The organism is Streptomyces sp. NPDC059037 (assembly GCF_042740015.1).
GTDB lineage: Bacteria > Actinomycetota > Actinomycetes > Streptomycetales > Streptomycetaceae > Streptomyces.
The window spans coordinates 1-12,541 of record NZ_JBHYIG010000282.1; the positions used below are offsets into that span (position 1 = coordinate 1).

Genomic DNA, 12,541 nt, shown 5'->3' on the forward strand with positions numbered 1-12,541 from the left:
GTTAGGCGGTCGCGGACCCGGACTGCGGGGCGGGGTGGCCAGAGAGCGGGGAATGGCGCGAGTATTTAATCGGGCGTCGGCGTGACGGGCCGGCGGCCTTCAGGTTGTCCGTGCGCAGCTCCGGCACGTCCTGCGCGGCCTTCGACGGCGAGAGCAGGTGGCCGACGCCGTCACCGAACGCGGACAGCGCGCTGTACGCGAAGACGCCCGCGCCCAGCTTGGCCGCGCCGTGCGGGCCGCCCTTGTAGACGGGCAGGTAGAAGGTGAGCGGGTTCGCCAGGTGGGGGGCCACCTGACGGGACACCGCGCGACGCTCGAAGTGGTTCTCCGCGACCAGCTTCACCGCGCCGGTCTGCAGGTAGCGCAGACCGCCGTGGAGGAGCTTGGAGGAGGCGGAGGAGGTGGCGCCGGCGAAGTCACCGGCGTCCACCAGGGCCACCCGCAGTCCCGACTGCGCGGCATGCCAGGCGGTGGAGATGCCCAGGATCCCGCCGCCGATCACCAGGAGGTCGTACGTCGCCTTGGAAAGCTGCTCCCGGGTCTCGGCGCGGCTCGCCACTCCAAAAGAAGCGCGCGCACCGGCAGCCGGATGCGTCCCGAGGGCGGGGACGCTCTGCAGGGTGGTCATGACTTACTCCTCGTCAGCTTTCGTCCTCGAGCCAGCCCATGGTCCGCTCGACGGCCTTGAGCCAGCTCTTGTACTCACGGTCGCGGGTGTCCGCGTCCATGCGGGGGGTCCACTCCGCCGCCCGGCGCCAGTTGGCGCGCAGCTCGTCGGTCGAGGACCAGAAGCCGACGGCGAGACCGGCGGCATAGGCGGCACCGAGGCAGGTGGTCTCGGCGACCATCGGGCGCACCACAGGGGCGTCCAGGAAGTCCGAGAGCGTCTGCATCAGCAGGTTGTTGGAGGTCATGCCGCCGTCGACCTTGAGGGCCGTGAGCTCGACGCCGGAGTCCTTCGTCATGGCGTCGGTGATCTCACGGGTCTGCCAGGCCGTGGCCTCCAGGACGGCGCGCGCGATGTGCGCCTTGGTCACGTACCGGGTCAGACCTGCGATCACACCGCGGGCGTCGGAGCGCCAGTACGGGGCGAACAGGCCGGAGAAGGCCGGTACGAAGTAGGCACCGCCGTTGTCCTCGACCGACGACGCGAGCGTCTCGATCTCGGCGGCGGAGTTGATCAGGCCCATCTGGTCGCGCATCCACTGCACCAGCGAGCCGGTGACGGCGATGGAACCCTCGAGCGCGTAGACCGGCTTCTGCTCGCCGATCTGGTAGCCGACCGTGGTCAGCAGGCCCGAGTAGGAGTTGATGGCCGTCTCACCGGTGTTCATCAGCATGAACGTGCCGGTGCCGTACGTGGACTTGGCCTCGCCCTGGGCGAAACAGGTCTGGCCGAAGAGGGCCGCCTGCTGGTCGCCGAGCGCGGAGGCGACGGGGATGCCGCCGAGGACGTCGCCGAGGGCGCCGCCGGTGACCTCGCCGTAGACCTCGGCGGAGGAGCGGATCTCGGGGAGCATCGCGAGCGGCACGCCGATGGACTCGGCGATCTTCTCGTCCCACTGCATGGTGTGCAGGTTCATCAGCATGGTGCGCGAGGCGTTGGTGACGTCGGTGACGTGGTGGCCGCCGTTGACACCGCCCGTCAGGTTCCAGATGACCCAGGAGTCCATGGTCCCGAAGAGGATGTCGCCGGCCTCGGCGCGCTCGCGCAGGCCCTCGACGTTGTCGAGCAGCCAGCGGGCCTTCGGCCCGGCGAAGTAGCTGGCCAGCGGCAGGCCCGTCTCACGGCGGAAACGGTCCTGGCCGACGTTGCGGCCGAGCTCCTTGCACAGGGCGTCGGTGCGGGTGTCCTGCCAGACGATGGCGTTGTGCACCGGCTCGCCGGTGTTCTTGTCCCAGAGCAGCGTGGTCTCACGCTGGTTGGTGATGCCGATCGCCTTGATGTCGTCGCGGGTGATCCCGGCCTTGGCGATGGCGCTCGCGACGACTTCCTGGACGTTGGTCCAGATCTCGGCGGCGTCGTGCTCGACCCAGCCCGGCTTCGGGAAGATCTGCTCGTGCTCCTTCTGGTCGACCGAGACGATCCGGCCGTCCTTGTCGAAGACGATGCAGCGGCTGGACGTGGTGCCCTGGTCGATGGCCGCGATGAAGGGGCCTGCGGTGTGTGCGTCGGTGGTCACGGTGTGCTCCATGTTCTTGCTCGGCGGTCTGTCTCAGGCGGTCATGGGTTGCTGTCGCGGTCCTACTTGAGCGCGAGGTTGTAGAGACCGCCTGCGAGGGCGCCGCCGATGAGCGGGCCGACGACCGGCACCCAGGCGTAGCTCCAGTCCGACTTGCCCTTGTTGGGCAGCGGGAGCAGGGCGTGCACGATGCGCGGGCCGAGGTCACGGGCCGGGTTGATCGCGTAGCCCGTGGGGCCACCGAGCGAGAGGCCGATGCCGACCACGAGGAGCGCGGTGATCAGGGCGCCGAGGACGCCGAGGCCGTTGCCGCCGTCGTTCAGACCCTGCGTGAGGATGGCGATGACCAGGACGAACGTGCCGATGATCTCGGTGAGCATGTTCTGCACGTAGTTCCGGATCTCGGGTCCGGTCGAGAAGATGCCGAGCACCGGTCCTGCCTTGGGCGCGGCCTTCTGATCGACCAGGCCTTCCTCCATCGGCTGTGCCGCGAGGATCTCGGGGTCGGTCAGGTGGGCCTGGAATTGGCCCATGTAGGTGACCCACACCAGGAAGGCGCCGATCATCGCGCCGAGCATCTCGGAGGCCAGGTAGAGCGGTACGTCGCTCCACTTGGTGCCGCCCTCGATCGCGAGGCCGATGGTGACGGCCGGGTTGAGGTGGGCGCCGGAGACGCCGCCGGCCATGTAGGCGCCGGTGAGGACGGCGAAGCCCCACCCGAAGGTGATGGCGAGCCAGCCGGCGTCCTTGGCCTTCGAACGCTTGAGTACGACGCCGGCGACGACGCCGCCGCCGAGCAGGATGAGCAGGGCGGTACCGATGGTCTCGCCGATGAAGATGTCGGAGCTGGACACCCGCGACTCCTTTGTCCTTCGTCCAGGGGAAGGCGAACCCCGGGTCCCTCCGGTGGTCCGCGACCTCAGGTGAGGTCGTTGCCGGCCCTTGGCCTTGCCACACTCTAGCGCGTAATGCCGGTAGGTGTTCGACAATGCCGACCGATGGACGCGAGTCTCACCCCGGGGTTACATGCTCGTCAAGAGCTCTGTTATTGAAAGCACGATCGTTATTGATCGTTCTGGGTTATCGGTCGCCACGAGGTGAAACGCGTCCAACGATGGTCGCGCGGAAAGGTGTCCACTGCACGTTGAGCGCCCCGAAGGGGCGCGGGGAACTGCGCGCCCAGCCACGGACGGCCCGCAGATCGGCACCGGCCTGCCAGCGGAGCTAAAAGCGCCCAGCGCCCAGGTCCCGCGACACAGCGCGAGCGCAGTCCCGTACGGCGGCGATCAGGTCGGGCCGGAGCTCGCCGTCCTTCTGGACGCGCTCCACCGCACCCGTGATCCCGACCGCGCCGACCGGCATGCGGCGCCGGTCGTGAATGGGGGCCGCCACCGAGGCGATGCCCTCCCAGGTCTCCTCGACATCGGCCGCGTACCCGCGCGCGCGGGTCAGATCGAGTACGCCCTCGAAGTCGTCGGGGTCGACGACGGTGCGCGAGGTGAAGGTCTGCCAGTCGGCCTCGGCGGCCTCGCTGTGCGCCACCGGGTCGTACGCGGCGAGCACCTTGCCGAGCGCCGTGGAGTGCAGCGGCTGCATGGCGCCCACCTCCAGGACCTGGCGGCTGTCGTCGGGCCGGAAGACGTGGTGCACGATCAGGACGCCCTGCTGGTGCAGGACCCCCAGATAGACGCTCTCGCCGCTGGAGCGGGCCAGGTCGTCGGTCCACACCAGGGCGCGGGCCCGCAGCTCGTGCACGTCCAGATAGCTGTTGCCCAGGCGCAGCAGTTCGGCGCCGAGCTGATAGCGGCCCGACGCGGAGTCCTGCTCGACGAAGCCCTCCGCCTGCAGGGTGCGCAGAATGCCGTGGGCGGTGCCCTTGGCCAGGCCAAGGGCTGAAGCGATTTCCGAGAGGCCGAGCCGTCGCTCCCCGCCCGCGAGCAGCCGTAGCATCGCGGCGGCCCGCTCGAGCGACTGGATGTTGCGTGCCATCGCAGCCCCTTCCTCCGTCCCCTCAGATATCAACGTTCGACAATGCTGAACACTATCGGTCGTTGTCGACCTCCCGCTAATGAGCGGCAGGCGGTGTTTCTCGCCGTTTTCCCCTCGTTCCACGTGATCGCCGTCCGAGCTCCGGCGAGGGGTGCCGGGGGCGGGGCGTCCGGCCCGTGAACACCTGAGCGCTTCGGACCTTCGTCCGGCTACCCTGACCGAGTGCGCCTCCAACCGAAGCGCAAAGCCGACAGCCGTCGCACCTCAGGGAGCTCTTTCATGGCCTCGTTGCCGACCCCCTCGTCCGGTCTCTACGACGGGACCCGAGTCGAAGCCTTCCGCGAAGCCCTCGCCACCAGGGTGGTGGTGGCCGACGGAGCGATGGGCACGATGCTCCAGGCGCAGGACCCCACGCTCGACGACTTCCAGCAGCTCGAGGGCTGCAACGAGATCCTGAACGTGACCCGGCCGGACATCGTCCGCTCGGTCCACGAGGAGTACTTCGCCGTCGGTGTCGACTGTGTCGAGACGAACACGTTCGGTGCGAACTACGCCGCCCTGAACGAGTACGACATCCCCGAGCGGAACTTCGAGCTCTCCGAGGCCGGCGCCCGCATCGCCCGCGAGGTCGCCGACGAGTTCACCGAGAAGACCGGGCAGCAGCGCTGGGTCCTCGGCTCCATGGGCCCCGGCACCAAGCTGCCGACCCTGGGCCACGCCCCGTACACCGTGCTGCGCGACGCCTACCAGATCAACGCCGAGGGCATGATCGCCGGCGGCGCCGACGCGCTCCTGGTGGAGACCACGCAGGACCTCCTCCAGACGAAGTCCGCGATCCTCGGCGCCCGCCGCGCCCTGGAGGCCACCGGTGCGAACCTCCCGCTGATCTGCTCGGTCACGGTCGAGACCACCGGCACGATGCTCCTCGGCTCCGAGATCGGCGCCGCCCTGACGGCCCTGGAGCCGCTCGGCATCGACATGATCGGCCTGAACTGCGCCACGGGCCCGGCCGAGATGAGCGAGCACCTGCGCTACCTCGCCCGCCACTCGCGCGTCCCGATCTCCTGCATGCCCAACGCGGGCCTGCCGGTCCTGGGCAAGGACGGCGCCCACTACCCCCTGACGGCGCCCGAGCTCGCCGACGCCCAGGAGACCTTCGTACGCGAATACGGCCTCTCCCTGGTCGGCGGCTGCTGCGGCACCACCCCCGAGCACCTGCGCCAGGTCGTCGAGCGGGTGCGCGGCGTGCAGACGCCCGCCCGTCAGCCGCACCCCGAGCCGGGCGCCGCCTCGCTCTACCAGACCGTGCCGTTCCGCCAGGACACCTCGTACATGGCGATCGGCGAGCGCACGAACGCCAACGGCTCGAAGAAGTTCCGCGAGGCCATGCTGGAGGGCCGCTGGGACGACTGCGTGGAGATGGCCCGCGACCAGATCCGCGAGGGCGCTCACATGCTCGACCTGTGCGTCGACTACGTCGGCCGCGACGGCGTCGCCGACATGGAGGAGCTTGCGGGCCGCTTCGCCACCGCCTCCACCCTGCCCATCGTCCTGGACTCCACGGAGCTGCCCGTCATCCAGGCCGGCCTGGAGAAGCTCGGCGGCCGCGCGGTCATCAACTCGGTCAACTACGAGGACGGCGACGGCCCCGAGTCGCGCTTCACGAAGGTCACCGCGCTCGCCAAGGAGCACGGCGCCGCGCTGATCGCGCTGACCATCGACGAGGAGGGCCAGGCCCGCACCGTCGAGAACAAGGTCGCCATCGCCGAGCGCATCATCGACGACCTGACCGGCAACTGGGGCATCCACGAGTCGGACATCCTCATCGACACCCTGACCTTCACCATCTGCACCGGTCAGGAGGAGTCCCGCAAGGACGGCGTGCACACCATCGAGGCCATCCGGGAGCTCAAGCGCCGCCGCCCGGACGTGCAGACCACCCTGGGTCTGTCCAACATCTCCTTCGGCCTCAACCCGGCCGCCCGTGTGCTGCTCAACTCCGTCTTCCTCGACGAGTGCGTCAAGGCGGGCCTGGACTCGGCGATCGTGCACGCCTCCAAGATCCTGCCGATCGCGCGCTTCGACGACGAGCAGGTGAAGGTCGCAAGTGACCTCATCTACGACCGCAGGGAAGAGGGCTACGACCCCCTCCAGAAGCTCATGGAGCTCTTCGAGGGCGTCTCCACCAAGTCCATGAAGGCCGGCAAGGCCGAGGAGCTCCTCGCCCTGCCGCTCGACGAGCGCCTGCAGCGCCGCATCATCGACGGCGAGAAGAACGGCCTGGAGGCCGACCTCGACGAGGCCCTCCAGGACACGCCCGCCCTCGACATCGTCAACAACACCCTCCTGGAGGGCATGAAGGTCGTCGGTGAGCTCTTCGGATCCGGCCAGATGCAGCTGCCGTTCGTGCTGCAGTCCGCCGAGGTCATGAAGACCGCGGTCGCCCACCTCGAACCGCACATGGAGAAGTCGGACGCCGAGGGCAAGGGCACCATCGTGCTCGCCACCGTGCGCGGCGACGTGCACGACATCGGCAAGAACCTCGTCGACATCATCCTGTCCAACAACGGCTACAACGTGGTCAACCTGGGCATCAAGCAGCCCGTCGCCGCGATCCTGGACGCCGCCGAGGAGCACCGCGCGGACGTCATCGGCATGTCGGGCCTCCTGGTCAAGTCGACGGTGATCATGAAGGAGAACCTGGAGGAGCTCAACCAGCGCAAGCTGGCGGCCGACTTCCCGGTGATCCTCGGCGGCGCGGCCCTGACCCGTGCGTACGTCGAGCAGGACCTGCACGAGATCTACGAGGGCGAAGTGCGCTACGCCCGCGACGCGTTCGAGGGGCTGCGCCTGATGGATGCCCTCATCGCGGTCAAGCGCGGGGTGCCCGGCGCGACCCTGCCGGAGCTCAAGCAGCGGCGGGTCCAGAGCAAGGCATCCGCCGCCGTCCTGGAGGTCAACGAGGACGAGGGGCCCGCCCGCTCGGACGTCGCGGTCGACAACCCCATTCCCGAGCCGCCGTTCTGGGGCACCCGCGTCGTCAAGGGCATCCAGCTCAAGGAGTACGCGTCCTGGCTGGACGAGGGCGCCCTCTTCAAGGGCCAGTGGGGCCTCAAGCAGGCCAGGACCGGTGACGGTCCGACGTACGAGGAGCTGGTGGAGACCGAGGGCCGTCCGCGGCTTCGCGGCTGGCTGGACGAGCTGCACACCAAGAACATGCTCGAAGCGGCCGTCGTGCACGGCTACTTCCCGTGCGTGTCCAAGGGTGACGACCTGATCCTCCTGAACGACGACGGCTCGGAGCGCACCCGCTTCTCCTTCCCGCGCCAGCGCCGCGGCCGCCGGCTCTGCCTCGCGGACTTCTTCCGCCCGGAGGAGTCCGGCGAGATCGATGTGGTGGGCCTGCAGGTCGTCACCGTCGGCTCGAAGATCGGCGAGGAGACCGCCAAGCTGTTCGCCGCCGACTCCTACCGCGACTACCTCGAACTGCACGGCCTGTCCGTGCAGTTGGCCGAGGCGCTCGCCGAGTACTGGCACGCCCGGGTCCGCGCCGAGCTGGGCTTCGGCGGCGAGGACCCCGACGACGTACAGGACATGTTCGACCTGAAGTACCGCGGCGCGCGCTTCTCGCTCGGCTACGGCGCCTGCCCCGACCTGGAGGACCGCGCGAAGATCGCCGAGCTCCTGCAGCCGGAGCGGATCGGCGTACAGCTCTCCGAGGAGTTCCAGCTGCACCCCGAGCAGTCCACGGACGCGATCGTCATCCACCACCCCGAGGCGAAGTACTTCAACGCGCGCTGATCCGCCGCAGTCGTACACTGGTCGGTCCAGTGCAGGCCGGTTGCCCCCTGTCAGAAATGTCTGTCAGAAGGGCGGCCGGCCTTCTCGTCCCTCATGGAAGGTGTGGTCGCATGACCAGTACGGTTTCCGCGCTCGGCACCCGAACGGCCGAAGGCTCCGCGCTGCAGGGCGTGCTTCTCGACATGGACGGAACCCTCGTCGACACCGAGGGGTTCTGGTGGGACGCCGAGGTCGAGGTCTTCGCCGCACTCGGGCACACGCTCGACGAGGCCTGGCGCGACGTGGTCGTGGGCGGCCCCATGACGCGCAGCGCGGGTTTCCTCATCGAGTCCACCGGTGCGGACATCACCCTTGCCGAGCTGACCGTGCTGCTCAACAACGGCTTCGAGGACCGCATCAGCCGCACGCTGCCGCTGATGCCGGGCGCCGCGCGGCTGCTCGCGGAACTCGCCGCGCACGAGGTGCCGATGGCGCTGGTGTCCGCGTCCCACCGGCGCATCATCGACCGCGTACTGGACTCGATCGGATCCCACCACTTCGCGCTGACCGTCGCGGGCGACGAGGTGGCGCGGACCAAGCCGCACCCGGACCCCTATCTCCTCGCGGCGGCCGGAATCGGTGCGGAACCGGCCAGATGCGCCGTCATCGAGGACACCGCGACCGGTGTCGCCGCGGCCGAGGCCGCGGGCTGCCGGGTGGTCGCCGTACCATCTGTCGCGCCGATCGACCCCGCGTCCGGCAGAACCGTCGTCCCCTCGCTCGAACACGTCAACCTGCCTTTCCTGCAAGGCCTGATGGCCGGAAATCGCTGAACCGACGCAGGTGTGACCTTTCCCACTCGACGGGGCGTCGACAGTCGTCCTGGACTGTGCAGGGGAACCGAAATGCGCCGGTTGCGACGTGGCGTTGTGTCCCGTTTCAGGGGAACCTGCACGAATCCTTCCGGTGTTGGGTTATCGGTGCGTCCGCGCCCGGTTTCGCTGCGTGATGGAGGGTCAACTCCGGTCTCTTCCGGCGCTTGTGGTGGTGCGGACTAATGTCGTCGCGAGAACATCGCCCCACCCCCCAAGAACCGGCTGACCCCACCCCTCGTTGCCGGTTCGCGCGGGATTCAACAGCTCTGGAGAACGTCGAGCATGAACCGTAAGACTTTGGTGCTGCCGGCCGTCATAGGTCTGCTCGCCCCCGCGCTCGCCGCGTGCGGCGGAGCGGGTGGTGGAGGGGGAGACGACGACGCGATCGCCGTCGGCACCACGGACCGGTTCGCCACCTCGGCCGAGGTTCCGGCGCCCTTCGATCCGGCGTACGCCTATGACGCGGGCTCCTGGAGCGTCCTGCGCCAGACCCTCCAGACGCTGATGATCATGCCGCGCGGCGACGGCGACCCGGAGCCGGAGGCCGCCGAGCGGTGCGGCTTCACCGACACCGGCAACGAGCGCTACGAGTGCACGCTGCGCAAGGGCCTGAAGTTCGCCGACGGCACCGCGCTGACGGCCGCCGATGTGAAGTTCTCCATCGAGCGCGTGCGCGACATCAAGATCAAGAACCCCAGCGGCTCCGACGGCCTGGTGGCCAACGTCGACGCGATCGAGACGCAGGGCGACCGCGGTGTCGTCTTCCACCTCAAGAGCCCCGACGCGACGTTCCCGTACAAGCTGGCCACGCCCACGGCGGGCATCATCAGCAAGGACAAGTACAGCAAGAACAAGCTGCGCGACGGCTTCGACGTCGACGGCTCGGGCCCCTACACCGCCCAGCACGAGGTCAAGGACGGCCAGCTCGTCAAGACGGTGTTCTCCAAGAACGCCAACTACAAGGGCGCGTTGACGCCCAAGAGCGACAAGATCGAGATGCGCAACTACGCCTCCACCGAGGCCATGGGCGAGGCTCTCGAGAGCGGCGACATCGACATGATGACCCGCACCATGTCGCCCGAGCAGATCAAGCACCTCGACGAGAACCCGTCGAAGAACATCGAGCTGGTCGAGATGCCCGGCCTCGAGATCCGCTACCTCGGCTTCAACACGGACGCCGACACCGTCAAGTCCAAGGCCGTCCGCCAGGCCATGGCACAGGTCGTCGACCGCGGCGCCCTCGCGTCCGGCGTGTACGGGACCGCGGCGGAGCCGCTCTTCTCCCTTGTGCCGACCACCGTCACGGGCCACACCAACTCGTTCTTCAACAAGTACGGCAACCCCAGCCCGGCCAAGGCCCGCGCCCTGCTGCAGCGCGCCGACATCACCACCCCGGTGAAGCTCACCCTGCACTACACGACCGACCACTACGGCCCGGCCACCAAGAAGGAGTTCGAGCTGCTGCAGAAGCAGCTCAACGCCAGCGGCCTGTTCGACGTGTCGATCAAGGGCGCGCCCTGGAGCACCTTCCGCGCCGCCGAGCAGAAGGGCGCGTACGACGTCTACGGAATGGGCTGGTTCCCCGACTTCCCCGACGCCGACAACTTCCTCGCGCCGTTCCTCGACAAGAACAACTTCCTCGGCTCGCCGTACGAGAACAGCACCATCAACGAAGAGCTGATCCCGCACTCGCGCCGCGAGGCGGACCGGCTCACGGCCTCCAAGAGCATCAAGAAGATCCAGGACATCGTCGCCGAGGACGTGCCGGTGCTTCCCCTGTGGCAGGGCAAGCAGTACATCGCCGCCCGCGACGACGTCACCGGCGTCGAGTGGGCCCTCAACTCCTCTTCGAACCTGCAGCTGTGGGAGCTCGGCCGCGGTGTGAGCGGCTGACCTCCGCACGCACCGGCAGCGAACGCCGAGCTCCGCTCTGCGCATGCCGAGTTCCGCTCCACCGATGGACAACAACGACAAGGTACGTACGTGAACTTGCGTAACCAGTGGCTGGCCCTTCCCCTCACGGGAGGGCTGGCCGCCGCCCTGCTGACCGGCTGCGGTTCGGAGACGGGCGATGCGGGGGAATCCGGTGACGCGGTGGTCGTGGGGATGTCCGACGACATCCTGGCCACCGACCCGGCGTCCGGCTATGACCCGGGGTCATGGCTGCTCTTCAACAACGTCTTCCAGTCCCTGATGAGCTTCCCGAACGGGGCCACGGAGCCGGAGCCCGAGGCCGCCAAGGAGTGCGGCTTCGCGGACACGGAGACCAAGGTCTTCAAGTGCACGCTCCGTGACGGCCTCAAGTTCAGCAACGGGAAGTCGCTGACCTCGAAGGACGTCAAGTTCTCCTTCGACCGCATGCGCACGATCGGCGACGACGCCGGTCCCGCGATCATGTTCCCGATGCTCGACCGCGTCGAGACGCCGGACACCAAGACCGTCGTCTTCAAGCTCAAGTACCCCGACGCGACCTTCCCCAGCAAGATCGCGTCCGGCGCCGGTTCCATCGTCGACCACCGCTCGTACGACAGGAACGCGCTGCGCGGAGACGCCCAGGCCACCGGCTCGGGGCCGTACAAGCTCGACTCCTTCACCAAGGAGAAGGCGGTGTTCTCGGTCAACCCCGAGTACAAGGGCACCGCCAAGGTGAAGAACAAGGGCGTCACCATCAAGTTCTTCCACAACGACCGGAAGAGCCTGAAGCAGGCGATCCTGGACAACAAGGTCGACATCGCCTACCGAGGCCTCGCCGCCTCCGACGTCGCGGACATCGAGCAGGACACCTCCAGCGAGAGCCAGAGCATCGACGTCGTCGAGGGCACGAGCGCCGAGGTGCAGCACCTGGTCTTCAACATGAAGGACCCGGTCGCGGGCAAGCTCGGCGTGCGCAAGGCCATGGCCTATCTCCTGGACCGGGACGCCCTGGTCAAGGAGGTCTACCAGGACACGGCCACGCCGCTGTACTCGATCGTCCCGGCCGGCATCGGCGGTCACAACACCGCCTTCTTCGACACCTACGGCGCCCGCCCGCAGCGCTCCAAGGCCGCGGCCGCCCTGCGCGCCGACGGCGTGAGCGGCAAGGTCAAGCTCACGCTCTGGTCCACGCCCTCGCGCTACGGCCCCTCGACGGACGAGGAGCTGAAGGCGATCGCCAAGCAGCTCAACAAGAGCGGCCTGTTCGACGCGGACGTGAAGTCCATCGAGTTCAAGCAGTACGAGAAGGACATCAAGGCCGGCAAGTACGGCGTCTACGTCAAGGGCTGGGTGCCGGACTACCCGGACCCGGACAACTTCACCCAGCCGTTCTTCGGCAAGGGCAACGTCCTCGACAACGGCTACACGAACAGCGACATCACCGGGAAGATCATCCCCGACACCGCCGCCCAGAGCGACCGCACCAAGACGGACAAGGACTACGCGAGGCTCCAGGACACGGTGGCGAACGAGCTGCCGATCCTGCCGGTCTGGCAGGCCAAGCAGTACGCGGTGATACGCGACGACGTGTACGGCGTGGAGTCCTGCCTCGACGCGTCGACGGTGTTCCGCTTCTGGGAGATCAGCAAGGGCTGATCCCTTCCGGTGAACAGAAGAAGGTTGGGGGGGGCCCCGGGGGGGCGGCCGGGGTGGGGGGGAGGTTGTTGAGTGGGGGCGCGGGGCAGCCCACCCCCCCGGGCGGCGAGTAAAACCCCCAGGAGATTGAAAAAAAAAGAGAGG

General features: G+C 68.3%; 7 protein-coding genes and 1 pseudogene. 4 read left to right on the forward strand and 4 right to left on the reverse strand.

What is annotated here, in order from left to right:
• Window positions 1–90: 90 nt before the first annotated feature.
• From ACFWY6_RS37615 to ACFWY6_RS37630, 4 genes and pseudogenes are all read right to left on the reverse strand, one after another.
• A pseudogene (locus ACFWY6_RS37615) lies at window positions 91–628 on the reverse strand (FAD-dependent oxidoreductase); the annotation flags it as partial.
• A gap of 13 nt (window positions 629–641) precedes the next feature.
• On the reverse strand, window positions 642–2,195 hold the full coding sequence (glpK, locus tag ACFWY6_RS37620) for a glycerol kinase GlpK (protein WP_384700242.1): 1,554 nt from the start codon (window positions 2,193–2,195) through the stop codon (window positions 642–644).
• Between the two features lie 50 nt (window positions 2,196–2,245).
• Window positions 2,246–3,037, reverse strand: a complete 792-nt coding sequence (locus ACFWY6_RS37625; RefSeq protein WP_384700245.1) for an MIP/aquaporin family protein — start codon at window positions 3,035–3,037, stop codon at window positions 2,246–2,248.
• A gap of 370 nt (window positions 3,038–3,407) precedes the next feature.
• The gene (locus ACFWY6_RS37630; RefSeq protein ID WP_266868843.1) at window positions 3,408–4,172 is read right to left on the reverse strand and encodes an IclR family transcriptional regulator; all 765 of its coding nucleotides are present in this window, start codon (window positions 4,170–4,172) and stop codon (window positions 3,408–3,410) included.
• 279 nt (window positions 4,173–4,451) lie between these two features.
• Between ACFWY6_RS37630 and metH the strand changes: the two genes are divergently transcribed.
• The 4 genes from metH (at window position 4,452) to ACFWY6_RS37650 (ending at window position 12,397) form a co-directional block, all read left to right on the forward strand.
• Window positions 4,452–7,973, forward strand: a complete 3,522-nt coding sequence (gene metH / locus ACFWY6_RS37635) for a methionine synthase (RefSeq protein ID WP_384700247.1) — start codon at window positions 4,452–4,454, stop codon at window positions 7,971–7,973.
• A gap of 110 nt (window positions 7,974–8,083) precedes the next feature.
• The gene (locus tag ACFWY6_RS37640; RefSeq protein WP_384700249.1) at window positions 8,084–8,785 is read left to right on the forward strand and encodes an HAD family hydrolase; all 702 of its coding nucleotides are present in this window, start codon (window positions 8,084–8,086) and stop codon (window positions 8,783–8,785) included.
• A 324-nt stretch (window positions 8,786–9,109) separates the two neighbouring features.
• Complete coding sequence (locus ACFWY6_RS37645) at window positions 9,110–10,720, forward strand: ABC transporter substrate-binding protein (RefSeq protein ID WP_384700251.1); 1,611 nt, start codon at window positions 9,110–9,112, stop codon at window positions 10,718–10,720.
• A 90-nt stretch (window positions 10,721–10,810) separates the two neighbouring features.
• Complete coding sequence (locus ACFWY6_RS37650; RefSeq protein ID WP_384700253.1) at window positions 10,811–12,397, forward strand: ABC transporter substrate-binding protein; 1,587 nt, start codon at window positions 10,811–10,813, stop codon at window positions 12,395–12,397.
• The last annotated feature ends 144 nt before the right edge of the window (window positions 12,398–12,541 follow it).